Annotated in this window: 24 protein-coding genes and 1 tRNA gene; 11 read left to right on the plus strand and 14 right to left on the minus strand. The window is 66.4% G+C overall.

What is annotated here, in order from left to right; genetic code table 11:
- From rpsD to PW734_10215, 4 genes are all read left to right on the plus strand, one after another.
- A complete protein-coding gene (gene rpsD / locus PW734_10200) occupies positions 1-609 on the plus strand; it encodes a 30S ribosomal protein S4 (GenBank protein MDE1171562.1) in 609 nt (202 codons plus the stop codon).
- A 48-nt stretch (positions 610-657) separates the two neighbouring features.
- Entirely contained in the window at positions 658-1,671 is a 1,014-nt protein-coding gene (locus tag PW734_10205; GenBank protein MDE1171563.1) for a DNA-directed RNA polymerase subunit alpha, read from the plus strand.
- Between the two features lie 9 nt (positions 1,672-1,680).
- On the plus strand, positions 1,681-2,151 hold the full coding sequence (gene rplQ, locus PW734_10210) for a 50S ribosomal protein L17 (GenBank protein ID MDE1171564.1): 471 nt from the start codon (positions 1,681-1,683) through the stop codon (positions 2,149-2,151).
- Between the two features lie 88 nt (positions 2,152-2,239).
- Complete coding sequence (locus tag PW734_10215) at positions 2,240-2,719, plus strand: hypothetical protein (GenBank protein ID MDE1171565.1); 480 nt, start codon at positions 2,240-2,242, stop codon at positions 2,717-2,719.
- Between the two features lie 6 nt (positions 2,720-2,725).
- On the opposite strand, the gene PW734_10220 is transcribed toward PW734_10215, so the two are convergent.
- The 4 genes from PW734_10220 to PW734_10235 are packed head-to-tail and all read right to left on the minus strand — an operon-like array spanning position 2,726 to position 7,909.
- Positions 2,726-3,262: a GNAT family N-acetyltransferase gene (locus tag PW734_10220; protein ID MDE1171566.1), complete on the minus strand. Its 537-nt coding sequence runs from the start codon at positions 3,260-3,262 to the stop codon at positions 2,726-2,728.
- Positions 3,259-3,924 carry an epoxyqueuosine reductase QueH gene (locus PW734_10225; protein MDE1171567.1) on the minus strand — a complete coding sequence of 222 codons (666 nt, stop codon included), beginning with the start codon at positions 3,922-3,924 and terminating at the stop codon, positions 3,259-3,261. The genes PW734_10220 and PW734_10225 overlap by 4 nt, the downstream gene beginning before the upstream one ends.
- Complete coding sequence (locus PW734_10230) at positions 3,921-6,974, minus strand: DUF2723 domain-containing protein (protein ID MDE1171568.1); 3,054 nt, start codon at positions 6,972-6,974, stop codon at positions 3,921-3,923. Before PW734_10230 ends, PW734_10225 begins: the two co-directional genes overlap by 4 nt.
- Positions 6,975-6,994: 20 nt before the next feature.
- Entirely contained in the window at positions 6,995-7,909 is a 915-nt protein-coding gene (locus PW734_10235; protein MDE1171569.1) for a hypothetical protein, read from the minus strand.
- A gap of 33 nt (positions 7,910-7,942) precedes the next feature.
- Between PW734_10235 and PW734_10240 the strand changes: the two genes are divergently transcribed.
- A complete protein-coding gene (locus PW734_10240; GenBank protein ID MDE1171570.1) occupies positions 7,943-8,659 on the plus strand; it encodes a hypothetical protein in 717 nt (238 codons plus the stop codon).
- Positions 8,660-8,663: 4 nt separating this feature from the next.
- Here the strand turns inward: PW734_10240 and PW734_10245 are convergent, their stop codons facing one another.
- Positions 8,664-10,364 (minus strand): 4-alpha-glucanotransferase, encoded by a 1,701-nt coding sequence (locus PW734_10245; protein MDE1171571.1) that lies wholly within the window; start codon positions 10,362-10,364, stop codon positions 8,664-8,666.
- Between the two features lie 77 nt (positions 10,365-10,441).
- Here PW734_10245 and PW734_10250 point away from each other — a divergent pair, with 77 nt between their 5' ends.
- Both PW734_10250 and lipA read left to right on the plus strand, forming a co-directional pair.
- A complete protein-coding gene (locus PW734_10250; GenBank protein ID MDE1171572.1) occupies positions 10,442-11,254 on the plus strand; it encodes a chlorite dismutase family protein in 813 nt (270 codons plus the stop codon).
- A 22-nt stretch (positions 11,255-11,276) separates the two neighbouring features.
- Entirely contained in the window at positions 11,277-12,182 is a 906-nt protein-coding gene (gene lipA, locus PW734_10255; GenBank protein MDE1171573.1) for a lipoyl synthase, read from the plus strand.
- Here the strand turns inward: lipA and PW734_10260 are convergent.
- The 7 genes from PW734_10260 to PW734_10290 form a co-directional block, all read right to left on the minus strand.
- On the minus strand, positions 12,179-12,850 hold the full coding sequence (locus tag PW734_10260) for a lysophospholipid acyltransferase family protein (GenBank protein ID MDE1171574.1): 672 nt from the start codon (positions 12,848-12,850) through the stop codon (positions 12,179-12,181). The two genes, lipA and PW734_10260, sit on opposite strands and share 4 nt — an antisense overlap.
- A gap of 10 nt (positions 12,851-12,860) precedes the next feature.
- Positions 12,861-12,935: transfer RNA gene (locus PW734_10265), tRNA-Val, on the minus strand.
- A gap of 207 nt (positions 12,936-13,142) precedes the next feature.
- Entirely contained in the window at positions 13,143-14,525 is a 1,383-nt protein-coding gene (locus PW734_10270; GenBank protein ID MDE1171575.1) for a sugar transferase, read from the minus strand.
- Between the two features lie 12 nt (positions 14,526-14,537).
- Positions 14,538-15,158: a lysophospholipid acyltransferase family protein gene (locus PW734_10275; protein ID MDE1171576.1), complete on the minus strand. Its 621-nt coding sequence runs from the start codon at positions 15,156-15,158 to the stop codon at positions 14,538-14,540.
- A 2-nt stretch (positions 15,159-15,160) separates the two neighbouring features.
- On the minus strand, positions 15,161-16,534 hold the full coding sequence (locus PW734_10280) for an MFS transporter (GenBank protein MDE1171577.1): 1,374 nt from the start codon (positions 16,532-16,534) through the stop codon (positions 15,161-15,163).
- Positions 16,535-16,538: 4 nt separating this feature from the next.
- A complete protein-coding gene (gene lysS / locus PW734_10285; GenBank protein ID MDE1171578.1) occupies positions 16,539-17,993 on the minus strand; it encodes a lysine--tRNA ligase in 1,455 nt (484 codons plus the stop codon).
- A gap of 12 nt (positions 17,994-18,005) precedes the next feature.
- Entirely contained in the window at positions 18,006-18,368 is a 363-nt protein-coding gene (locus tag PW734_10290; protein MDE1171579.1) for a 6-carboxytetrahydropterin synthase, read from the minus strand.
- A 115-nt stretch (positions 18,369-18,483) separates the two neighbouring features.
- On the opposite strand from PW734_10290, the gene PW734_10295 reads away from it, so the two are divergent.
- The 4 genes from PW734_10295 (at position 18,484) to PW734_10310 (ending at position 22,180) form a co-directional block, all read left to right on the plus strand.
- On the plus strand, positions 18,484-18,636 hold the full coding sequence (locus tag PW734_10295; GenBank protein ID MDE1171580.1) for a small basic protein: 153 nt from the start codon (positions 18,484-18,486) through the stop codon (positions 18,634-18,636).
- 68 nt (positions 18,637-18,704) lie between these two features.
- Complete coding sequence (locus PW734_10300) at positions 18,705-19,529, plus strand: pseudouridine synthase (GenBank protein ID MDE1171581.1); 825 nt, start codon at positions 18,705-18,707, stop codon at positions 19,527-19,529.
- Complete coding sequence (gene argH / locus PW734_10305) at positions 19,526-20,905, plus strand: argininosuccinate lyase (GenBank protein ID MDE1171582.1); 1,380 nt, start codon at positions 19,526-19,528, stop codon at positions 20,903-20,905. Before PW734_10300 ends, argH begins: the two co-directional genes overlap by 4 nt.
- Before the next feature lie 27 nt (positions 20,906-20,932).
- Positions 20,933-22,180, plus strand: coding sequence for a hypothetical protein (locus PW734_10310; protein MDE1171583.1), 1,248 nt, complete (start codon positions 20,933-20,935; stop codon positions 22,178-22,180).
- On the opposite strand, the gene ccsA is transcribed toward PW734_10310, so the two are convergent.
- A complete protein-coding gene (gene ccsA / locus PW734_10315; GenBank protein ID MDE1171584.1) occupies positions 22,140-23,762 on the minus strand; it encodes a cytochrome c biogenesis protein CcsA in 1,623 nt (540 codons plus the stop codon). The two genes, PW734_10310 and ccsA, sit on opposite strands and share 41 nt — an antisense overlap.
- Positions 23,759-25,186: a hypothetical protein gene (locus PW734_10320; GenBank protein ID MDE1171585.1), complete on the minus strand. Its 1,428-nt coding sequence runs from the start codon at positions 25,184-25,186 to the stop codon at positions 23,759-23,761. The genes ccsA and PW734_10320 overlap by 4 nt, the downstream gene beginning before the upstream one ends.
- Between the last annotated feature and the right edge of the window lie 13 nt (positions 25,187-25,199).

Raw genomic sequence — 25,199 nt, forward strand, 5'->3', positions numbered from 1 at the left:
ATGGCTCGTTACACCGGTCCCCGCACCAAGAAAAGCCGCCGTTTCGGCGCCGCCCTTTTCGGCACCAGCAAGGCGCTGGAGCGCCGCGCTTATCCCCCCGGCCAGCACGGGGAGCGCAGCCGCCGCAAGCTCTCCGAATACGCCGTCGCCCTGGGCGAAAAGCAGAAGCTCAAGTACATGTACGGCGTCCTGGAGAAGCAGTTCCGCCGCTGCTTCGAGATCGCGCAGAAGAAGCGTGGCGTCACCGGCGTCATCCTCCTGCAGATCCTGGAAAGCCGCCTGGACAACGTCGTCTACCGCCTCGGCTTCGCCAATTCCCGGCGCGCGGCGCGGCAGATGGTCGGCCACGGCCACATCCGCGTGAACGGCCGCAAGGTCACCATCGCCAGCTACAGCACCCGCGTGGGTGACCAGGTCGAGGTTGTCGACAAGCCCCAGGCTCGCAAGATGGCGCTGAAGAATCTCGAGATCATGCAGATCGCCCCCGTGCCCGATTGGCTCCTCCTGGACAAGGAAGGCTACAAGGGCGAGGTCAAGCGCGTCCCGACCCGCGAGGAAATTGCGCCGATCGCCAACGAGCAGTTGGTCGTCGAGCTCTATTCCCGCTAATCCGCTCATCCCATCACGTAACCGCCCAGCCCCAAGACAAAGAAAATTATGCCCATCCGCTTAGGTCGTTTTGAAATCCCGAACCGCCTCGTCAAGGACGAGGAGTCCGCAACGTCCACGTACGCCAAGTTCGTGGCCGAGCCCTTCGAGGCCGGTTACGGTTCCACGCTGGGCAACTCCCTGCGCCGCGTGCTCCTCTCCTCCCTGGAAGGCGCCGCGATCTCCTCGATCAAGATCGAGGGGGCGCTGCACGAGTTCGCCACCCTCCCGGGCGTGGTGGAAGACGTCACCGACATCGTCCTGAACCTGAAGAAGGTTCTCTTCAAGCTCCCCAACCGCGACACCCGCACCTTCTCCCTCAACGTGACGAAGGAAGGCCCCGTCACGGCGGGCGACATCAAGCTGGACGCCGGCGTCGAGATCCTGAACCCCGACCTGATCCTCTGCACCCTGGACAAGAAGCAGCGCTTCGAGGCCGAGATCGAGGTCCGCGTGGGCCGCGGCTTTGCCACCGCCGACTTCAACAAGAAGCCGGATCAGTCCATCGGCGTCATCGCCATCGACTCCCTGTTCTCCCCCGTCCGCAAGGTGAAGTACGCGGTGGAAAACACCCGCGTCGGCCAGCGCACGGACTATGACAAGCTCGTCATCGAGATCTGGACGGACGGCCGCCTGACCCCGGACGAGGCCCTGCTCCAGTCCTCCGCCATCCTGCGCCACCACCTCGACATCTTCGTCAACTACAGCGAGGAGCCCATCGAGTTCGAGGAAACCAAGCCGCTGGCCCGCGAGGAAGACAGCAAGCTCAAGAAGCTCCTGAACATGAGCGTCAACGAGATCGAGCTCTCCGTCCGCGCCGCCAATTGCCTGAACAATGCGAACATCACCACCGTCGGCCAGCTGGCCATGAAGACGGAGGCAGAGATGCTCAAATACCGCAACTTCGGCAAGAAGTCTCTCAACGAAATCAAAGACAAGCTCCAGTCCCTGGGCCTTTCCCTCGGCATGAAGTTCGACTCGAACCTCCTGGAAGCCCCGGCCGAACCGGCCATCGTCGAATAAAGGAAAGCCATGCGCCATCAAGTCAAAACCTCCAAGCTGGGCCGTACGTCCAAGCATAAGGAGTCCCTCGTCGCCAACCTGGTCAGCAGCCTGATCCAGCACCAGCGGATCACCACCACCCTGGCCAAGGCCAAGGTCATCCGCCCTGTCGCGGAGAAAATGGTGACCCTGGGCAAGACCGGCACCCTCCACGCCCGCCGCGTGGCCGTTGCCCGCATCAAGAACCGGGACGCGGTGAGCAAGCTCTTCACCGAGATCGCCCCCCGCTTCAAGGAGCGCCAGGGTGGTTACACCCGCATCCTGAAGCTGGGCCACCGCACCACTGACGCCGCCAAGATGGCGCTGATCGAGTGGGTTGAAGGCCCCGCCACGGCCCCCACGGAGGCTCCCGCCGCCGAGGCCAAGCCGAAGAAGGCGACCAAGCCCAAGGCTCCCAAAGCCGAAAAGGCTGAAAGCGCCCAGGCTGAAAAGGCCGAATAAGGCTTCCAAGCCTCATGAAAAACCCCGGTCGAAAGGCCGGGGTTTTTTGTTGGTCGGCTTGTTTGCAGGTGATTCGCCTACATAAGCTATGCCGATGAAGGCGTGGCGATTAGGGGTGGGACTTGTTTTTCTTTTTGCCGGATTCAGCGCTTTAATATGTTTTGGCCAAACGGCTGATGCGCCGTTGGTTCGCTTCGAAACGCGGACTCTTGGCGATCCGCGCTTTGATATGGAGGCCAACGAACTGAGTCGGACGGCCAATACGTCGCTCATCCAGGTGATTCATCGAAAGGGCGGGCCCACTGGCTCGGCGATGCTCACCGTGGAAGGATTCTATTTGGTAAGCAAAGCCCGGCAGGCGGAATATTTTATTATTCTTCAGGACCGGAGCGGTCCCGATGGCAGCCGCTTATATACGGTGGGCTTCACAAACACTAAAAACGCGGATATCAAGGCGACATTCGGAAGTGACTATGGCGATACGGACGAAGCAGGGATCAAGCGCCGCTATTTGAGCGTTGCGGAGTACGCCGCAATTTTCGAAAAGGCACCGAAAAAGCCTGAATAAAGCCGATTAAATCGGCTGGGAAAGCCGGTAAAGGACGTGCGGCCGGAGGGGGTGTCCGGCAGCCAGATTGGGATGGTTGAAGTCCTCCGCCGGGTTGCGGGCCATTCCTAGGCGCTCCATGGCCGCTCTGGAGCGTTTATTGCCCTCAAACGTGAAAGCGACTGCTTCAGCCAGTCCGACGCGCCCAAAGCCGTCCTGGAGTGCGTATTGGGCTGCCTCGGTGGCGTAGCCCTTCCCCCAATGAGGACGGGCCAGCCGCCAGGCCAATTCGACGGCGGGCAGGAAGGGGACGTTTTCCAGGAAACAATGCATTAGGCCGACGAAGCCGATGAAGGAGGCTTCATCGGGAATTTCGACCGCCCAGAAGCCGAACCCGTAGCGTTCCAGGTGGCCTTGGGTCCGGCGCGCTTCAAAGTCGCTTTGTTCCCGGGTGAGGGGAGGGCCTAGGAATTCCCGGACGGCGGGATCGGCATTCAGGGCCGCGTAGGGTTCCAGGTCGGACTCGCGCCAGGGCCGAAGGAGGAGGCGCGGCGTGCGGATCACGCCTCGCCCTTGGAATCGGGGCCGTAGTAGTCCTTGCCGATGACGATCTTCCCCTTGCCGCGTTCCAGCCGGGATTTGTTGGTGTCCCGCAGGGAGTAGATGCAGCCGCAGTATTGCTGGGCGTAGAATTCCTCCCGCTTGCTGATGTCCAGCATCCGGTCGGCGCCGCCTTTCTTGCGCCAGTTGTGTTTCCAGTAGGCCATGCCGGGGTAGCGGGCGGCGGCGCGCTCTCCGCAGCCGTTGATCTGGTTCATGTCTTTCCAGCGGGAGAGGCCCAGGCAGCTGGTGATGACGGGGAAGCCGTGCTCGTGGGCGTGGAGGGCGGTCCGCTCGAAGCGCATGTCGAAGCAGGCGGTGCAGCGTTCCCCTTTTTCAGGGGCCCATTCCATGCCTTTGACGCGGGCGAACCAGTTGTCGGTGTCGTAATCGGCGTCGATGAAGGGGATGCCCATCTTTTCGGCGAAGCGGACGTTTTCCGCTTTCCGCAGCTCGTATTCTTCCCGGGGATGGATGTTGGGGTTGTAGAAGTAGATGGTGAAGTCGATCCCGGACGCGGCCATGGCTTCCATGACTTCGCCGGAGCAGGGGGCGCAGCAGGAGTGGAGCAGTACCTTCTTGGCGCCGCCGGGAGGCGGGGGAAGGGGGACGCGGTTGCCGTTCATTTTCCGGCGGGTTTGCCGGCCATGAGGGCCAGGAAGTGGGGATCGACGCGGTAGGGGTCCCAGCTGGTGTCGCCGATGGTGGCGGCGCGGAAGTCGTCCCCGCCGAGGGCGATGGCTTTGCCCAGCCAGCGGAAGGCTTCCTCCGGCTGGCGGGCGATGGCGTAGACGGAGCCCAGGCGGTAGCAGGCCACGGGGTTCTGGGGCTGGGCGGCGGCCTGCTTTTTTAGCAGCTCGATGGCCACGTCGATCCGGCCGGCGCGGACGAGGTTGGGCACGTAGGCGGAGGCTTGGTCCAGGGTCAGGGGGCTTTGCATGGTTTCCAAGACGTGTACGGCGTCGTTCCCGCGCTGGACGGCGAAGAGGACGTCGACGAGGCGGCGGGCCATGTCCCCGTTGCGGGGGTCGGCGCGGAGGGCGTCTTCCAGGTGGCGCTTTTCCTCCATGAGGTTCAGCCAGTTGATGACCTGGGCTTGCACGCCGCGAAACTGTTTGTTGGCGGGATCGTTGGCCACGGCGCCGTCGACCAGGGCGCGGATGGCCTGTTCCTGGTCGGTCTCGATGTAGAGGTTTACCAGGTGGAAGGTGAATTCCGGGTTGTAGGGGGCCAGTTGGAGGGATTGCTGGTAGGCGTAGATGGCCTCCGCCGTCAGGTGGCGGAAGGCGTAGATGTTTCCGATGGAGCCGCGCAGCTTGGCGAAGGATTTCTGCGCGTTCTCGTCCCGGAGGAATTTGGGGTCGGCCAGGAGCTTGGCGACGTAGGCGTCCCAGAAGGCGTGGTCTTTGGCGATGACTTCCGGGGGCAGGGAGGGCAGGGGATCGTGGTTGATCCGGATGAAGAGGCCGGCCGGGGTCAGGTAGGGATACATCCAGCCGATCGGGTAGCTCTCTTCCAGGTAGAAGGCGTGCTTGTCCTTGTTCTGGTCGAAGATGAGCTTTGTGATCATTCCGGCGAAGGCAAAGATGTCTTCTGTGCTGTTGAAGTTGACTGCCTGGCCGACGGGGACGGTCTTGATCTTGGCCGCGGTCATCTCCCGCAGGAGCTGGTCGAATTCCGACCGGGTGGGGATGTAGATGCCCTCTTTGGGATAGGCCTTGTCGCGGCCCAGCCATTTCTCGAGCCAGTTGAACTCGCTCTGCCGGTAGCGGACGTCGTATTGGTCGGAGAGGTAGCGCAGGTAGTAGTTATCGCCCACGGCGTTCTGCGTGATGATGTAGAGGTCGGACCGGTCGAAGGAGGGGTCCCGTTTCCAGCGCTGGGGCTGGGTGCTCTCGCAGAAGATGGTGTAGGTGGGGATGAAGCGGCCCGGATCGGTGCCGCCGAAGATGACCGCACCCGGTTCCATGTCCCGCAGGGCGTCGGTGCCGTATTCCCAGCCGAACCAGTGGTTCCGCTGTTCTGAGGTGGCCCAGTTGGATCCCAGGGGGATGAGGGAGAGGAAGGGCAGGAGGCCCAGGGCCCAGTGGGGGACTTTTTCCTGCTGGCGCTTGGCCAGGGCCATGCCGGCCGCCGCGCCGTAGCCCAGGCCGATGACGAAGATGCAGTGCGCGGGCAGGTAGAAGCGGCGCCGGATGGCGTGGGTCTGCTTGTCCATCGAGTCCGGCGGGTCGAGGATGACCATGATGAAGGAGAGGGTCAGGAAGGCGGCCAGGAGGAAGAGGAGCCACCGCCGCCGGTCGTTCGGCAGGAAGGTGAAGAGGCCGAAGCTGAGGAGCGCCAGGAGGCAGAGGGGCAGGGAGAAGGTCTTTTCCAGGTAATCGACGTAGTAGAAGACGTTTTCCCCGATGCGTTGGGCGCGGATCAGGAGGGGCGCGGCGTTGGGGTTGTCCCCCTGCACGGGGAGGCCCAGCCAGGGGCCGAGGTTCCGTTGGAGCATGGCTGTCAGGCTGTTGTTGTATTGGCCGCGGCTGACGGCGCGGAAGAAGCCGCCCTTGCTGCGCGCGTAGCTCCAGTTGATCGGCGGGTTGGTGGAGGAGATGATCATCTCCGCGCTGTAGACGCTTAAGATGAGCCAGGAGCCGCCGATCATGCAGACCAGGAAGCGGCGGTCGAAGCGGGAGATGGCGATGCAGCCGAAGAGGAGCGCGGTGGCGCCCGCGATCATCCAGCCGGTGGAGGTGTCGATCTTGAACCATCCGCCGAAGGCCCAGGAGGGCACCAGGATGAGCGCCGCTCCCAGGGCCGCGCCGCCCAGGAAGCCAAGGGGGCTCCAGCCCTTCCGCACCTGGTAGAGGGCGAAGCCGATCAGGACGAAGAGAATGGCGAAACCGAGCCGCTGGGTGAGAAGAAGGAGGCCGCCGTCGTCCGAGAACCAGACCAGCATGGCCAGGGCGGAGATGGAGACGAGCAGGACGCCGGTCAGGAAGGTGGGGAAGAAGTCTCGCCGGGCCAGGAAGACGCCCAGGAGAAAGGCGGGGAGGACGAGGATGAGGGTCTCGTAGTGGTTGGTCATGCCCACCGCGTAGGCTAGGGAGGCGCGGAGGAGCCACTTGGTGGCCGCGGGCTCGTGCATCCAGCGGTAGAAGAGGCAGAGGGTGACGGCCAGGAGGAAGGCGTTGAGGGAATAGACCTCCGTGATGACGCTCTGGCTCCACATCACGTCGCTAAAGCCCAGAGTGAGGCCCGCCGTGACGGAGGCGAAGAGGGGGATCAGCCAGTTGGGCAGGCCTTCGTCCTTGGCCTTGTGGCCGGGGGTGTGGCCGTCCAGGACCCAGCGGGTGGAGTGGGCGACGAGGCCGGTGACGACGGCGTTGGCCAGCGCGCCGAAGAGGGCGGAGAATAGGTTGACCCGCCAGGCGACATTGCCGAAGGGGAAGAGGGAGACGAAGGTGTGGGTAAGGAGTGTCCACAGGGGGTAACCCGGCGGATGGCAGACGCCCAGGGTGACGGCCGCCGTGGTGTATTCCCCGGAGTCTTCCAGCGTGACGGAAGGGGCCAGGGTAAAGAGGTACAGGGCGAAGGTGACGAGGCCCACCAAGGCCCCCGCCGCCTGGGGTACGGGAATGGAATGCCCGCGCCAGGTGACGTGGAAGGCCGAATGAGCAGATTTCACCCCGCCATACAAAGGCATTTTCAGCCGCCCGCAAGGCGTTTTATGCGCCGTTTTTTGGGCTTCCTGAGGGGAGCCATCGCGGCGGGAGGCCGGGCGGTCCGGACCCAGTGGAAAAGGTACTGCTGGGCGTAGCCCCGGTAGGGGCCGAAATAGCTCTGGCTGAAGGCGCGGAGACGGGCGGCGTCCGGGCGGCGGCGGGTGAAGTAGAGTTGCCGCAAAACCCGCTCCACCCAGACGTCTATGGGAAAGGCGTCGTACCGCCGGTAGGCAAAGAGCAGGACGCAGTCGGCGATCTTCGGTCCCACGCCGGGGAGGCCGACGAGGACTTCCCGCGCGGCGTCTGTCGGCAGGGCGTGGAGGGCCTGGAGATCGACCTCTCCCGCCGCCACGCGGGCGGCGGTGCCGTGGAGGCTCCTGGCCCGGAAGCCCAGGCGGCATTCCCGCAGCGCGGCCTCTCCGGCCTCCGCCACGGCGGCGGGGGTGGGGAAGCCGTGGAGCCCCGGCGCGCCCTTCCAGGGGGGGCCGAAGCGGCGGCGCAGAGTTTGGTTGATCTGCTCGATCTGCGGGATCTGTTTTACCGCCGAGCAGATGAAGGAGGCCAGAGTCTCCCACGGTTCCTGGGCCAGGAGGCGGAGCCGGGGGGCGTAGAGGGTGGCTTCCGCCAGCCAGGCGTCGGCGGGGAAGGTGCCCAACGCGGCGTCCAGGTCGACGTCGAGGCCGAAGTAGCGGCGCACGGCCTCTTCCTTGAGCGCGGCGGGGCCCAGGACGGCGCCGTCGGCCCCGATGCGGCAGGGGGCGGGCCCAATCCAGCCTTCCCAGACCTCTCTGTGCCGTGTCCAGCAGAAGGCCTGGCCGGAGCGGAGCGTGGCGTCGACATTGACGTCGGCGGCGGAGAGCCTGGTCACCGTGCGCCAGGGAGTTGACGGGCGAGCCATTCCCTACAAAGTAGCCTTTTCGGGCCGAATCTCATGCGAAAAACGCTCTGCCTCCTGCTCTGCCTCGCGGCTTCCGCCTTCGGCGCGGAGGCGCCGCCCACGGCGGTCCGCTGCGTTTTCCCGCAACAAGGCCAGGTGATCGAGGGGAATTCGGTCCGCGTTCAGGCGGCGCTGGAGCACCACCGCTCCGGGCAGCGCATCCGGCTCATCTTGGACAACGGAGCGCCGCAGGATCTGCCTGCCCCGGATCATGCCCTGGTGCTTAAAAACCTGCCGGAAGGGGGCCACACCCTCCGCCTCTGGGCCTCCCGGGCCAATGGCGCCGCCTTGGCCAATCCGGAGGCCTTCACGCTGGTTCGCTTCTTCGTCGGGCGGCGGGATTTCCAAAACCGGCTCGATCCGGAGACGCCTTTCCTGACCGCCACGCTGCCGGAGGAGGGAATGGACGGGGGGATCGACCACCAGGTCACCTTCGACTTTCTTTTGGCCAACGCGGTCCTTTCCAAGGACGGCGGCTTCGTTGTCCGCTGCTCTCTCAACCAGCAGCAGCGGGTCCTGACGGAGCGCAAGGCGGTGACGTGGGAGGACCTCACGCCGGGACGCTACCAATTCACCGCCGAGCTGCTCACCAGCGACCTGGAGCCAGTCCCCGGCCTCTTCAACCGGGTGACGCGGATGGTGGACGTGCCGATGACCGCCAGGGCGCTGCCCCCCGTGGGCACGGCCAGCCGGAAGCGGCCGGAGGATTAGGCCCCTAGGCCCGGCTGGTCTGGCCGATCAGTTCCGTGGCGGAACGGATCCGCTGCGCGTAGGTGGGATCTTCCAGGAAGGACTTGAGGGGGCGGTCGAGGCGCTGGCTCCAATTGGCCGCGCCGACGGAGCCGGGTTCGTTGAACCGCTGCTTGGTTCCCAGCAGGTCGGTGATCATCAGCACGGCCAGCCAGCAGGGGGACTGGAAGAGGACTTCCAGCAGGCGGTGGTGCAGGCTGTCGGTAAAGTGGCGGGGGGCGTCCTCATGCCGCCAACCCAGGTAATCCATGAAGTGCTGTACTTCCCGCCAGCCTGCGTCGCCGTCCGGGCCGGTCCAGTGCTGCACCAGCTTTTCGTAGAACGTCGCCACCGGCTCGTGGTCGTGCGTGGAGTAGGTGATGAGGTTGATCTTCGGATAGGCCTCGAAGCGCTTGTAGGAGCGGTCGGAATCCTGCCGTTCGAAGATCGGGATGGTGAAGCCCGGGATGCCCAGTTCCTGCAGGAGGGGGCGGACGTAATCGGGCACCATGCCCAGGTCCTCCGCCACCACGGGCGCGCCGTGGGCGGCGTCCTGGATCATCTGCAGCAGGGCCTTGCCCTCCGCCGCGTTCAGCTCGGCGGAGGCGGCGGGCTCGTCCGCGCGGGGAATGAAGCGGGGCAGGCGGCCGTCGGCGTGGCGGGCGGCTTCCTCTTCGGAAAGGTTGACGAATTCGGCGTTCCGCTCCGGCGTCCAGGGGAAGGAATAGACGCGGAAAAAACCCAGCACGTGGTCGATGCGGAAGGAGTGGAAAACCTGGCAGGTGGCCCCCACGCGGCGGCGCCACCAGGCAAAGTTCTGCGTCCGGTGCAGCTCCCACGGGTAAATGGGGATGCCCCAGTTCTGCCCCCAGCGGGTGGTGAAGGGGTCGCCCTGGAAGAAACGCTCCGGCGGCGCGCCGCCCGACCAGCTCATGTCGAAGAGTTCCTGCTGCGCCCAGACGTCGGCGCTGTAGCGGCTGACGCCGAAGGGGATGTCCCCCATGAGGGAGACGCCCTGCGCCGTGGCGTGGCGCTTGGTGCGGTCCCACTGGCGGTAGGCGACCCACTGGACGAAGCCGTAGAACGCGCGGGAGCGCTCCAGCTCCTTCTTCTCCGCGTCGGGGCGGGCGGCGAGCCATTTTTCCGCCTCGTCCGGGCGGCGGACGGAGGGGTTCCACAGGGGCCACCGCTCGTCGCCGTGGTGGTGGTCCAGGAGAGTGCGGAAGAGGGTATAGGCGGGCAGCCACGCGCTCTCCTGGCGGAATTTCTCCCATTCCCGCCGCAGGGGTTCTTCCCCGGCCGCCTGGAAGTGGGCGAAGGCCAGGCGGAGCAGCTCCAGCTTCAGCCGCTTGACGCGAGGGTAGTCGACGGCGGGGCCGTCCAACTCCTGGCGGACTTCCAGGTGGGCCAGGGCCTGGAGGTGTTCTTCCAGAAGGCCGGGCACCTCGTCCGGCGTCATGCGCAGGAGGGCCGGCTCCAGGGCCACGGAGCTGATCGCGTTATAGGGGCTGTTGTCGCCGCCGGTTTCGTTGATAGGGAGGATCTGGAGCCAGCGGAACTTCTGCACGGCGCAGAAATCGATGGCGGCGCGCATCGAGACGGAGTCGCCGATGCCCAGGTCGCCCACTTCCCGCAGGGCGAAGGCCGGAACCAGGATGCCGGCTGCTTTTTCAGAGAGAGAAGGCATGAACCGGCAACCTAGTCTAGCCCAGGCCATTTTTCAACTGGCGCGATCCCTTCTCCGGTCCCAGAATAATCCTCCCCATGGAAGCCAAACCGCTCCGCCCGAAGGAAGGCCTCTTCGTCCTCCACCTTTTCTACACCATCGACCGCCTAGTCTGGCAGAACGTTCCCCTGCCGGAGCGGCAGGCCAATTGGGACCGCCTCCAGCGGATCATCGAGGAGGCCGCCGCCGCCGACCAAGGCCAGGTCGTCACCTGCGCCATGATCGCCCGGGCCGACATCGGCTTCATGCTCCTGGGAGCCGATCTCCATTCCCTTCAACGGATCGAGAAGCAGATCGCCGCCTCCCTCGGCGCGGGCGTTCTTAAGCCGGTTTTCACCTTCTTCTCCCTCACGGAGCGGTCCGAATACACCCAGACGGAGGAGGAATACCAGATGGAGCTGCAGGCCCGGGGCGTCGTCCCCGCCAGCCCCGATTACGAGGGGAAAATGGAGGCCTTCCGCCAGCGCATCGCCCACTACACGGAGGCCCGCCTCTACCCGAAGCTGCCCGATTGGGAATTCTTCGCCTTTTATCCCATGCTCAAGCGCCGCGACGGCGGGGACAACTGGTACACCATTCCCCACACCCTGCGGAAAAAGCTGATGCTGGGCCACGCCGCCGTGGGCCGCACCTACAGCGGCCGGGTCCAGCAGCTGGTCACCGGCGCCACCGGCCTGGACGATTGGGAATGGGGCGTCACCCTCTTTGCCCACGATCCCTACGACGTGAAATCGATCGTCTACGAGATGCGCTTTGACGAAGTCAGTTCCCGCTACGGCGGCTTCGGCGCCTTCTACACCGGCCTTGTCCTGCCCCTGGCGGAGATTTGGAAGCGGCTCGACCTCGAATAGGGAAAAGAGGTAGTCTTTTTTCATGGATCCGGCCCCGCTCCCCCTCGACCGCAAGCCGCCCTGGCTCCGGGCCAAAATCCCCGGCGGCGCGGCTTATGCGGAAGTGCGCCAGATCGTCGACCAGCGGCGCCTCCACACCGTTTGCGAAAGCGCCCAGTGCCCCAATTTGGGCGAGTGCTGGTCCCGCCGCACGGCCACGATCATGATCCTGGGCAACATCTGCACCCGCGCCTGCGGCTTTTGCGCCGTGCAGACCGGCCGCCCCACGGAGCTGGACCGGGACGAGCCCCGCCGCGTGGCGGAGGCGATCCGCCTCATGGACCTCAAGCACGCCGTCATCACCTCCGTGGCCCGGGACGAGCTGAAGGACGGCGGCGCCGGCATCTGGGCGGAAACCATCCGGGAAGTCCGCAAGGTCAACCCGGAAACCCGCATCGAGGTGCTCATCCCCGACTTCAAGGGCCGGGAGGAAGACCTCATGACCGTCTTGGCCGCCAAGCCGGACATCCTCAATCACAACGTGGAGACGGTGCCCCGCCTCCACCCCATGGTCCGGGCCCAGGCGAAGTATGAGCGCTCCCTGGAGCTGCTCCGCCGCGCCAAGGCGGCGGGCTTCGTCACCAAGACGGGGCTCATGCTGGGCATCGGGGAGGAATTGCCGGAGATCGAGGCGACCCTGCGCGACATTGCCGCCGAGAAGGTCGATATTTTGACCCTGGGCCAATACCTGCGCCCTTCCCAGCAACACCTCCCCATGACCCGCTGGGTCACGCCGGAAGAGTTCCGTTCCTGGAAGGAATTCGCGCTGGGGATCGGCTTCGGCGTCGTCGAGTCCGGCCCGCTGGTCCGCAGCTCCTACCACGCCGACGAGCAGTCCGCCCGCTACGCGGACGAGAAGCCCGCCCTGGCGACTCCCGCCGCGGCCTAAGCCTCCGCCCAGCGTTCCTGCGCGGAACGGGGCATTTCCTCGTCCCGGATCACGTAGCGCTCCCGCATCTCTGCCGCCAGCGCGCGCAGGCGGTCTTCCAGTTCCCGGGCCAAAACAGTGCGGTTGGCGTGCGGATCGGCCTCAAAGGCTGGGCCGAAGCCGATGAAGACGCGGCACCCCCGCAACCAGGAGCGCCATTGGTAGAGCTGGTCGGCTCCCAGGATGATGGCGGGGACAATGGGTACGGCGGCTGTCTGGGCCAAGGCCAGGGAGCCCGCGTTGATCGGCGCTCCCCCCAGCAGGGAAGTGGCCCCGTGCCGGATGCCGCCTTCGACGAAAATGCCCACCAGCTTTCCGCTTTTCAGCCGTCGCAGGCTTTCCTTCACCACGCTCAGATCCTGGCGGCCGCGGTCGATGGGGAAGGCGTTCATCCCGCGCAGGACGGCTCGGGGGAGGGGTTTCACGAAAAACTCGGCCGAGGCGATGTAGTCGATCGGGCGCAGGATGCGCGTGGCGATGAGCGTGGGATCGAAGTGGCTGATGTGGTTGGCCGCCAGAATGGCCGGGCCGGAAGGGGGGACGTTTTTCCGCCCGTGAACGTGGACGCGGGCGGGCAGATGGATTCCCCTGCAAAAGACTTGGGCGAATCGGTAAAACCAAGCCGACATGGAGGGAAAGTGGTGCGCGGTACAGGGTTTGAACCTGTGACCCCTACAGTGTCAATGTAGTGCTCTACCGCTGAGCTAACCGCGCAAGGAGGGCTGAACGTAGGGAATCCTGAACCGGTTGGCAATGTCTTTTACAGAGAGAAAATCGTTTTTTTCCTTCAGCTTCGGCGGTTTTTAGCCGGTGGAGAGAGGGGGGCCGCGCCTCTCCAAATGGCACAGCGATTTGGCACATTCTTTAAGAGACGCCTCGGAAAATTGCTACAGTGATTTGCTACATCCCGGAGGCCCCGGATCAGTAGGCGTTTTTAGGGGGCAGGAGGGTGCGGAACATGATCCGGAAGTCGAGGGGCAGGCTCCAGTTCTCGTAGTAGTAGCGGTCGTAGGAGAGGCGGTCTTCGATGGAGGTGTTCCCCCGCAGGCCGTGGATGGCGGCCCAGCTGGTCATGCCGGGGCGGTAGTGGTGGCGCAGGTTGTAGTGGTCGATGTTCCGGTTGAATCCGGAGACGAATTCGGGCCGCTCCGGCCGGGGGCCGACGAGGCTCATATCCCCTTTGAAGACGTTCCAAAACTGCGGGGTTTCGTCGATGTTCCACTTCCGGATGAAGGCGCCGATGCGGAGGCGGCGGGGATCGTCGGAGACGGTCCAGCCCGCGCCGCCTGCGGCTTCCGCGTCCAGCCGCATGCTGCGCAGCTTGATGATTTGGAAAAGCCGCCCTTCCTTCCCCACGCGCACTTGGCGGTAGAAGGCGGGGCCGGGGGATTCCGCCTTGATGAGCGCGGCCATGACGGCGATGAGGGGGGCGGAGATGGCCAGCCCGACGAGGGCGCCCACGATGTCGACGGCGCGCTTAAGGATGCGGTTGAGGAGGAAGTCGAGGGGCACGCCGGTCAGGCTGAGCACGGGGATTCCGGCGACGGTCCGGGTGCGGACGCGGCGGCTTTGGATGTCGACCCAGGAGGGGATCATCTGGAAGTAGACCAGGGCGCGGGAGGCGGCCACGGAGAGGGTATGGATCCGTTCCGTGCCGAGGCTGGCCTCGTCGGCGATGAGAAGGGTGATGCCGCGCGCGGAGACGGTTCGCTCCATTTCCTCGATCGGGCCCAGGGAGGGGAATCCCTCTTCCGGCGCGGGGCCCGCCTCGAAGTAGCCGGCGACTTGCTGGAAGCGGCCGACTTCCTGCCGGTATCCCTCCAGCACGCGTTTCATGGCCGGGCTCCAGCCGACGAAGGAGATGATTTCCTGGGGAATCAGGGAGAAGCGGTCCATGATGAGGTAGCGCAGGAAAAAGCGCGTTCCCCAGACGAGGAGGAATGCGCAGAGGGTCTGGATGCCGGTCCACTTGGCCAGGAGGGAGGAGCCTGTCTGTTCCTCTCCAAAAAGGTAGGCGCAGCCAAGGAAGGTAAGGCCGGCCCCTCCCAGGACGAGGATGATCCGAAGCGGAAGAAGGCCGCGGCTGGAAAAGGCCCGCCAACTGTAGAGGGAGGAGCGCCTGAAGAAGAGGGCGATGAAGATGAGGTAGGCCGCCGTTTCCCGCCAGGGCAAGGGGGAGGCGGGGAGATGGGAGGCGGCGCGCAGGCCCTGAAGGGTGAGAAAGAGGGAGATTCCGATCGCCAGGGCGTCTCCTCCCGCCAGGGCGAAGGGCCAGTCGAATTTCTGACGCTTCTTGTTGTACATAATTTTAAACGGTCACTCGCCGAGTATTTTGGCGAGTTCCTTGCGCAGGCGCTCGACTTCTTCCGCGCCGGCCTCGGCCGGGACGCGGATCGGAGCGCCGAAGGCGAGGCGGCATTTGGCGAAGGGTTTTGGAATTTGGAAGCGGTCCCAGCTGGGCAGTTTCCAATGGGGTGTCGTGGAGTAGACGATGGGGATGATGGGGTGGCCGGTCCATTGGGCCAGCTGGAGGATGCCGGGCTTTACCTCGTGCCGGGGGCCGCGCGGGCCGTCGGGGGTGATGGCCACGTCGGCCTGGCGCTGCTCGATGACGCGGACCAGGGCCCGCAGGCCCATGCCGCCCTTCTTGGAGGTCGATCCCCGGCCCGCCTCGATGCGGAAGTGGGAGATGATGCGGGCGATGGTTTCCCCGTCCCGGCTGCGGCTGATGAGGGCCATGCCGGGGCGCCGCGGCTCGATCCACCGGTAGATGGAAGGGGCCAGGAGGAGGCGGTCGTGCCAGAAGACGAAGAGGCGCGGTCCCGCGTGGCGGATGTTTTCCAGGCCGCTGACCTCGAAGCGGAGGGTGGCGAAGAGGGCCTTGATGAGCCGCGCGGCCAGCCAGGCGACGAAGCGCGATTTGTAGAGCCCCTTCATCGTCACGGCAGGAGGCGGCGTCCCCCCGGCAGGAAACGGCTGACGGCGCGCCCCGGCGTGCGGACCAGCAGCTCGTAGAAGAAAGCCTCCGTGGTCATGGCACGGGCTTCCTGAAGCTTCCGGAGTCCAAGGAGGGAGCAGAGCATAATGCCGAGGAGCGTGGCGTAGAGGAGACTATAGCGGTTGAAGTCCCCTCCGGCGAGGGTCCAATGCATCCGCACCAGGCCGTCCAGGGCGATGCCCCAGGCGATGGGCAGGAGGCCCAGGGTCAGGTTGATGGCCACGTTGTAGAGGGCAAAGAAGTGGCTGCGGGCGTAGGCGGGCACGGTGCCCATGAGAAGGCGGGCGTTGGCCAGGTTGAAGAGGGAGACGCCCGCGCTGGCCAGCTGCAGGAAGAGCATGTTCCAGAACCGGGGCTTGAGCCAGCCGGTGGCCACGGCCGCCCAAAGGGTGAAGTGGACGATGAGGAGGAAGGAGGAAAGGGCCAGCAGCGGGCGGCTGCCCACGCGGTCCAGGATGCGGCCGAAGGCCCAGAGGGCCAGCATGGCCACGGCGTAGCCGGTGGAGCTCAGAACCAGGATGCGGGTGTCGCTCCAGTGGTAGAGGTCCCGCAGCGTGGGCATCCAGAAGACGTTGTTGGCGGCAAAGGCGGCGTTGACCACCATGTTGTAGACCAGGAGGAGGAAGAAGGGCCGGTTGGCGGAGAGGGTCTTCCAGTTCCAGGCGAAGGCCTCCGCCGCGGGGGCCCCGGCGACGGGCACGTCCGGAATGCTGCGCAGGAAGTAGAGGCTGCCCATGGCGGCAACGAAGCTGATGGAGAAGGCCAGGGTGTAGGAGCCGGTGGTGGCGCTGCCCCGGAAGAGAAGGGCGGTGCCCAGCATGGTGAGGCAGGCGGCCAGGGCGTTGCAGGTCTGCTGGCGGGAGAGGAAGTGGCCGCGGAAGGCCTCCGGCACCAGGCGGGTGATCCAGGGCGGGAAGGCGCAGAGGGAGAGGCCGCGCGAGACGTTGTAGCCGACCAGAAAAAGGAGCATGAGGGCGATCGACGCCATGGGAGCCAGGAAGAGGCTCAAGACCGGCACGCCGATCATCCCCAGGATGAAGAAGGAGCGGATCGTCCATCCGCGCAGGGCGAAGGCGCGGTAGCCGGTCTTTTCCACCAGGCCCGCCGCCGGGATCTGGAGGATGGAGAGAAGGGCGGGGAGGGAGGCGGCGATGCCCAGCACCGTGGCGGTGGCGCCCAGATGCTTGAGAAAAAGCAGCTTCGGAAGGCCGATGGCCAGGGTGAAGGAGACCGTGTTGAGGATCTCGAAGGAGTAGGCGTGGTGGATGTCTTCCGGAAGGCCGGAGCCTTCTTCCACCGCCGTCGGGACCTTCATTGTCTTAGCGCGGCCGCAGGAGGGGGAAGAGGATGACGTCCCGGATCGATTCCGCGCCGGTCAGGAGCATGACCAGCCGGTCGATGCCCAGGCCGATGCCGCCCGCCGGGGGCATGCCGTATTCCAGGGCCAGGAGGAAGTCCTCGTCGAGCTTCTGCACTTCCTCCCCCGCCTGGGCTTCCAGGCGCTGGCGCTGGATGACGGGGTCGTTCAGCTCGCTGTAGCCGGGGGAGATTTCCTGGCCGTTGATGATCAGCTCGTAGACGTCGACGACGGAGGGGTCTGCCGCGTTCTGCTTGGCCAGGGGGACCAGCTCCTTCGGCAGATGGGTGACGAAGAGGGGGTTCATGGTGACGGCCTCCACCTTCTTTTCGAAGATCTGGTTGGTCACCTCGAAGTCCTCCATGGCGGGGGAGATCTCGACCCCCAGGGCCACGGCGCGGGCGCGGCGCTCCTCCGGGGTGACGTCGAACCAGTCGGCCCCCGCCGCTTCGCGGACGCAGTCCCGGTATTTCTTCCGGGGCCAGGGCGTGGTCAGGTCGATCGTGGGGCGCGGGTCGGCGTCGGCCGGGCCGCAGGGGATCTGGAGCGTGCCGATGATTTCCTTGGCCAGGTGGACGATGAGGCCTTCCACCAGCTCCGCCATGGTCTGATAGTCGGCGTAGGCCCAGTAGGCTTCCAGCATGGTGAATTCCGGGTTGTGCTTCCGGGAGATGCCCTCGTTGCGGAAATTGCGGTTTACCTCGAAGACTTTCTCGAAGCCGCCGACCAGCAGGCGCTTGAGGTAGAGTTCCGGCGCGATGCGGAGGTAAAGCTCCAGCCCCAGGGCGTTGTGGTGGGTGACGAAGGGCCGGGCCGCCGCGCCGCCCGCGATGGCCTGCATCATGGGCGTCTCCACCTCCATGAAGCCGCGCTCCTCCAGGTAGCGGCGGATCTCCCGGACGATCCGGCTGCGCAGGACAAAGGTGTCGCGCACCTCCGGGTTGGCGATCATGTCCAGGTAGCGCTGGCGGTAGCGGGACTCCGCGTCGGAGAGGCCGTGCCACTGGGAGGGGAGGGGGCGCAGGGACTTGGAGAGGAGGACGAAGCGGGTCACCTTCACCGTCTTTTCCCCCGTGCGGGTGGTGAAGAGGGTGCCCTCCACGCCGATGATGTCGCCCAGGTCGAGGCGGCGGAAGGAGTCGAGCGCGTCGCCCAGGGACTGGGCGTTGGCGTAGAATTGGAGGCGGCCGCTCTGGTCCAGGAAGTGGCCGAAGATGCTCTTGCCCATGTCGCGGAAGGCGACGACGCGGCCCGCCAGCTTCGCGGGGGCTTCCTCCTGGAAAGAGGAGACGGTGTCGGCCACCGACCGGGTGCCGGGGAAGGACCCGCCGAAGGGATCGGTCCCTTCCGCCTGCCAGGCGGAAAGCTTCGTGCGGCGCACCTGCAACAATTCGCTCAGTTCATCCATAGTAGACATAGGGAAAGGGGCTTAGTTTCCGCGGTAGACGCAGCGGGCGCGGGGCGTCTCGTGGAGGACGATCTCCGAGAGGCCCGGCAGTTGCGGGGCCAGGCGCTGCCAGAGCCATCCGGCCATGACCTCGATGGTCGGGTTTTCCAGGCCGGGGATCTCGTTCAGGAAGGAGTGGTCCAGCTTGGCCAGGAGGGGGTTCATCGCCTCGGAGATGCGGGAGTGGTCGTAAAAGAGGCCGGTCTTGGGATCGACCTCCCCGGTGACGGAAATGGTCACCTTAAAGCTGTGGCCGTGCACCTGGCGGCATTTGTGCCCCTCCGGGAAGGAGGGGAGGGCCTGGGCCGCCTCGAAGGCGAAGTCTTTGCAGAGAGTGATTTGCACGGGAGGGGCAGAGTTTGCGGCCCGCCTTTTCCCGGTCAATTCATAAAATTTAAGGCGTGACAGGCCCCGCGGAGCCAGTAATGTCACAGGTTCCATTTAAACCCGGAGCAATTTTATGTCACAGCATCGCAGCCTGCGCGCCAACTCGGCCACCGCCACGAAACGGAACGTTCTCAAGCGCTTCGAGCGCGTCGACCTCATGAAGAAGCGCGGCCAGTGGAAGGACGGCGACAAGGTCATCGGCCTCCGCAAGACCCGCCCCGAATAACCGACCTTTTGTCCGGATTAAAAAATCCCGCCTTTCCGGCGGGATTTTTTGTTGGGACTCTTTTCCCTATGCGCCTCAACCGATTTCTAGCCCAGGCGGGCTGCGGCTCCCGCCGCGCCTGCGAGCAGCTCATCACGGAAGGCCGCGTGACGATCAACGGCAAGGTCGTGACCGACCTGTCCACCCAGGTCGAGGCGGGCGACCACGTGAAGGCGGGCAAGCGTCTCCTGCGCAACGAGCGGCTGATGACCGCCATGCTCCACAAGCCGCGCGGCTTCCTCTGCACCGCCGACGATCCGGAGGGGCGCAAGACCATCTTCCAGCTCCTGCCGTCCAATTGGCCCCGGGTCTTCTACGTCGGCCGCCTTGACGCGGACAGTGAGGGGCTCCTCCTGGTGACCAACGACGGCGCGCTCTCCCAGCGCCTGACCCACCCCAGCTACAAGCTGCCGAAGACCTATGAGGTGGTCCTGGACAAGGAATTCGACTTCACCCTGGCGGAGAAGCTGAAGAAAGGCCTCTTCGTCGAGGGGCAGAAGGGCCGTTTTGAAAGCATCCACCGCCTGGGCGCCACGGTGGTGAAGGTGGTCCTCACCCAGGGGATCAAGCGGCAGATCCGCCAGATGTTCGAGCTGGTCGGCTATAAGGTGAAGCGCCTGATCCGGACCGAGATCGGCAAGCTGAAGCTGGGCGATCTGCCCGCCGGGCAGTGGCGCCTCTTGAGCGACGAGGAAATCCGCCGCTCCTTCGGCTCCGCCAAGCCCCAGCCCGCGCCCCCGTCCGCCGCCAAGAAATACAAGCAGTCGAAGTCCCGCTCCGCCTACCCCCGCCGCAGTCCCTCCGGGGAGCGGAAGCCCACCGCGGCCCGCGCGGCCCGGGAGCGCCGCCGATGAGCCAGGGCGCGCTGTGGGGCGGCCGCTTTTCGGAGGGGACTTCCTCCGTCATGCAGCGGTTCAGCCAGTCGGTTTCCTTCGATTGGCGGCTCTACCGGCACGACATCGCCGGGAGCGTCGCGCATGCCGTGATGCTTTTTGAAATCGGCCTCCTGACCCAGGAGGAACGGGAGGCGATCACCGAGGGCCTGCGCCAGATCGAGAAGGAGATCGACGCCGGCACCTTCCAATGGTCCCTGGAGCGGGAGGACGTCCACATGAACATCGAGGCCGCGCTGACGGCCCGCGTCCCCGCCGGGGCGAAGCTCCATACCGGCCGCAGCCGGAACGACCAGGTGGCCACTGACCTGCGCCTCTGGTTCAAGGAAGAAGCCGCCCGGGAGCGGGCCGCCATCCGCCTTCTCCAGCGCGCCCTGGTCGCCTGGGCGCGGCGGGACCTGGACGTCGTCCTGCCCGGCTACACCCACCTGCAGCGGGCCCAGCCGGTCAGCCTGGCCCATCACCTCCTGGCCTACGTCGAGATGCTGGAGCGCGACTCCGGCCGCCTGGCCGACGCCGCCCGCCGGGCCGACGTCCTGCCCCTGGGCAGCGGCGCCCTGGCCGGATCGACCCTGCCGCTGAACCGGCAGCGCGTGGCGGAGCTGCTGGGCTTCGCCGCCGTCTCGGAAAACTCGATGGACGCGGTGGCGGACCGGGACTTCGCTGTGGAATACGCGGCGGCGGCGGCCCTCTGCGCCGTCCACCTCTCCCGCCTGGCGGAGGACGTCATCCTTTGGGCCAGCGCGGAATTCGGCTTCGTCTCCCTTTCGGACGCCTACACCACCGGCTCCAGCATCATGCCGCAGAAGAAAAATCCCGACGCGGCGGAGCTGGTCCGGGGGAAGACGGGCCGCGTCGTCGGCAACCTCGTCTCCCTCCTCACCCTCCTCAAGGGCCTCCCGATGACCTACAACCGGGACCTGCAGGAGGACAAGGAGCGGCTCTTCGACACCGCCGACACCCTCTTCGCCAGCCTGGAAGTCTTCGCCGGGATGGTCGACGGGGCCAAGGCCCGGCGGGAAAACTGCCGCGCCGCCGCCGCCGACCCGCTCCTTTTGGCCACCGACGTGGCCGAATGGCTCGTCCGGCAGGGGATGCCCTTCCGGCAGGCCCACCACGTCGTCGGTTCCGCCGTCGGCCTGGCGGAAAAGGGGGGATACACCCTGGACCAGCTCCCCCTGGAACGGTGGAAAGACCTTTCCCCCCTCTGTAATGAGGAGATGCGGGCCCTGCTGAGCCTGGAAGGGGCCCTGGCCCGCCGGGTCACCCTGGGGTCCCCCGACCCCGTCCAGGTGGCCGCCGCCGTCTCCCGCTGGGAGCAAAAGCTTCAGGCCTAAGCCCTTTCGGATAGCCGAATTACAGGTATGGCTCATCCGAACGCCGTACGACCCCGCCAGCTGCGCGCCGCCTATTGGGACGCCGTGCGGCATCACGCGCCGTTCCGGGAAGCCCTGGAAGCCGAGGCTCCCGCGCCGGTGCGGGCCGCCCTGCGCCAAATCGCCAAGTTCGTGGCCGCCCACAGCCCCCTGGAGCGCCTGCAGGCGCTGGACGGGCAGCCGGGCCTGTTCCCGGAAAGCAAGCGGCAGATCCGGCAGGATATCGAGCTTCTCCACTTGGCGCAGACCGCGTCCTCCTGCTCTCTCCAGTCCGTCATGGGGAGCCTGGCCAAGACCCGGGAAGATTTTCCGAAGTGCGCCGAGCTGCTCATGCCCCTCTACCAGCAATATCGGCAGGAGGGATCGGTCGACCGACGGCTGGAAAAGAAGATCGTCCACGCCTTGGCCGAACAAATCCATCCCACCGTTCACGCGTTGCGGGAACGCTACGCGGAGAAGGTCGTCGCCGGGAAGATGGGGCCGGAGCTGGAAGAGGAATTCCAGCGCGACGTGCGCATCTCCGAGCTGATGGGCCACCGCCGCCGCTGGCTTTCCCGCTCTCCCATGGAGCCGATCATCGACTACCAGCTCCTGCGGACGAAGAGCGCCTACCACCGAGAAGCCTACTCGATGAACCGGCTGGAGGAATTCGCTTTTTCCGTGGCGGCGATGACGCCGGAAAGCCACTTGGGCCTGGCCCTGCTAAGGCGCGGCGAGGAACGGAAGAGCGACGCGGAATGGGGGCAGGACCTCCTCCAGACCCCGATCCGGATGCTTGCCGCCCGCATGGGGGAAAAGCTCGACGGGCTGATCGCCCCTTCGCCGCACGCGCGGGGATACCAGGAAGTGCTGGGACGGTGGGATTCCTGCGAGGACTTTTACGGCGAACGGGAGGGCTATTTCAGCGGCAGCCTGAGGACTGTCCTGGAACTCGGCATCGACCACGCCCACAAACACGACCTGTCCGAGGCGGCCCATGGCAACCGCAAGGCGGTTCAGGACTGGCTGGAAGCCAATCCCGAAGCGGGCCGGAAGGCGGCGCAGCGGGCCCTGAGCAGCGGGGAGGCGCTCCAGACGCCCACGTTCGAGACGTTCCGCAGCTATTTGAATTACGGCGTCGCCTCGGTCTTTGACGGCGCGCCCACCCGCCTCCAGCCGGGCGATTGCGCCGGGATGGAGCGTTCCTCCGGCCCCGTCAGCGCGCCGGGCGCAGGCGCTTCCAAAGAGCGGCGCTGACCAGCGCCACCTCCAGCGCGGCGAAGGCGGCGACGTAGGGCGTCCCGCCGAAGCCGAAGCCGTAGCTGTGCAGCCCCTTGCCCAGGACGAAGTTGACCCCGTACCAGGCCATCACCACGGAGAGGAAGCAGACGAGGGAGCCGACGGCCAGGCCGAAGCCGCCCCACCACCCGGCGAAGCGCCCGTGGAGCAGCGCCAGGTAGCCCAGCAGCGTGATGAGGGCCCACGTCTCCTTCGGGTCCCAGTCCCAGAAGCGGCCCCAGGAATAGTTGGCCCAGACGCCGCCCAGGATCGTCCCGGCGGCCAGGAGGAGGACGCCGATCTGGACCGCCCGGTAAATGGCGCGGACCGCGCCGCCGTCCGCCTGGAAGGGCGTGCCGCGTAGATAACGGCCCAGGGCGATGTGGCCCAGCCCCATCGCCAGGGCGAAGGCGCCGTAGCTCATCGTGATGGTGAGGACGTGGATGGAGAGCCAGAAATTGTTCCGCAGGACGGGCACCAGGGGCTGGATCGAGCTGTCGAAGACGAGCGGCGCCATGTCGACCCACAGGAGGACGACGGCGGCCAGAGGCAGCGCGGCCAGGAGGAAGAGGCGGGGCCGGTAGACCGCCTCCAGGACCAGGGCGAAGAGGACGGCGGCGAAGGCGACCCAGACGATCGACTCGAACATGTTGGTCACCGGCGGCCGCCCGGCGATCACGATGCGGCTGGCGAAGCCGTAGGCCTGGAAGGCGAAGCCCGCGAGGGCCAGCGCCCAGGTCCACCGGTAGGCGGCGGGGCGTATGCCGCCGAGAAGGCAGACGCAGGCGGCGGCCAGGTAGGCCAGCCAGGCCCAGCGCCACGGATGGACTTGGAGGTAGGTGTTTTCGAAGGAAAGCCGCCACGCGGGCGGGTAGACGCCGGGGCTCAGGGCGCGGAGGCGGGCGGCCAGCTCCCGCGCGCCTTCGTTGACGCCGGGGGCGTCCCCTTTGGTCCAGGCCTGGGCCAGCTTTTGGAAGGCCAGCAAGGGAGGGAGCGCCTGCGGGGCGGGATAGACGGTGGCGATCCGCTCGATGACGCCCCAGGTGCCGGTGGCGGCGGAGGGATCGGGGACGATGGCGTAGGAGGTGCCTTCCGCAAGGCGGGCGAAGAGGGTGAGCCGCTCGGCCACGCGTCCGGCTTCCCGTTCCAGCGGCTGCGGCGGCGCTTCCGGGGCAGCGATACGGCGGCGGGCGGCTTCCCGCTGCATGCGCAGCAGGGCGGGATTTTCCGCCAGCTCCCGGTAGCTGAAGCGGCTTTGCAACCGGGGCAGGCCCAGGACCTTCTTCAGCCGGGCGGATTCCACGGCCAGGATCGGTTTTTTGTCCCAGCCGGTGGGATCGAGCCAGAGGGCGACGACGAGGTCGAGGTCGCTCCACGTTTTCCCGCCGGCCTCCACGGAGGAGCGGCCGGTCAGCTGGAGCGTCGATTCCCGGGCGAAGCTGGTGAAGGGCTTCTTGCGCCCCCGATCCTGGACGGCGAGCTGGGCGAAGGCGTCGGGCCGGGCCAGGCCGGCCCAGGCGGGCGCGGCCAGGAGAAGCAGGAGGAAGAGGAGGCGGATCATGAGGTGGGCTTGAAGTAGAAGAGGAGGGCGACGCCGGTGACGACGAGGAGCGCGCCGATCCATTTGAGCGGCCAGCCGGGGTCGAAGAGAACTTGGAGGGTGGTGCGGTCCAGGTCGCTGGGATCCCAGGAGGATTGGGAGAACTTGTAGTTGAGGCCTAGCATGGAGCGCCAGAGCCCGCCGGGGAAGCTGGCGGGGTAGTTCATGTGGGCCTGGCCGATGGCCTGCCGCCCGGCCCCGTCGAAGCGGATGGTGGCGATGAAGTCGGCGGGATTGGCGGTCCCTTCGTCCCGCGGCACTTCGAAGCGCAGGAGCGTCACGGCGAAGGGAAGGGGACGCGTCTTCAGGCCGAAGGCGACGGGGACGCTCCGCCCGGAGGGTGTGGGAAAGAGCCGCTCCTCGCCGGAGGGGATCCATTGGGCGACGGAGAATGGCTTGCCGTCGCGCAGGAGGACGGCGCGGAGGCCGCCTGCGTCGGCGGGATCGTTGCCGGGCAGGAAGTAGGTTTCCACGTGGGCGCGATTCTCCGCCTGGAGGAGCGTCGCCTGCCAATCGGCCCAGCCCAGGGGGACGGGCTGGCCTGGGCGCAGGACGCCGGAGGCGAAGGCCTTTTTCTTCCGCCACAGGACGTAGGGCACGGCGCCGTCCTTCGGCGGGGAGAGCTGGAGGGTGGGCAGGTCGGTCGCCGGCTTGGTCCACTCGATCCGGGCCAGGGTGAAGAGGGGGCGCGGATCGCCCGCCAGGAGGACGAGGGAAAGCTCCTGCCCCATCATCGCCGTCTGGAGCCGCAGCGCCACGCCGGGTTTTTCGCCGCCGGGGGCCAGGCGTTCCTTGGCGGCAAGGTGCTCGGCGTAGCCGTCCAGGCGCAGGGCCAGGCCGGGCTCTTCCGGGAGCGGCAGGTCCCACGGGCGGGCTTCGGTCGGCGGGCGGGCCTCCGGATCGAGCGCGATTTCGTAGAGGCGGCCGGTCTGGGGGATCCGGATTTGGGCGACGGTCTGTTTGAGGACGACGCGGTTTTGCGGCGCGCCCTGGTCCAGGCTCATGAACCCCTCGAAGCCCCACAGCCGCCCCACGACGGCTCCGGCCAGCAGGGTGATGATTCCGTAGTGGGTGATGACGAAGCCGAGGTGCTCCCGCCGCCACGGCCAGCGGGTGAGGGTGACGCAGAAGAGGTTCAGGCAAAGAACGCCCAGCCAGGCGAGGAACCAGGGCGCCTTGTAGATGTAGTGGCGGGCCACGTCGCCGTTGAAACGGGACTCCGTGATGGTGGCCACGGCGCAGGCCGACGCGATGGTGAGGAGGAGCACCATGGCCAGGTGGAGGGAACCGCCCCGGTGGATGAGCCGCCAAAGGCGGGAACCGTCCCGGCGCGCGGCGACGTGGGCGCGGTGCGCGGCGGGGGGGAGTTCCGTGGTCAGCCTCATCGGGGAGGGGAAC

This window comes from Verrucomicrobium sp. (assembly GCA_028283855.1).
GTDB lineage: Bacteria > Verrucomicrobiota > Verrucomicrobiia > Methylacidiphilales > GAS474 > GAS474.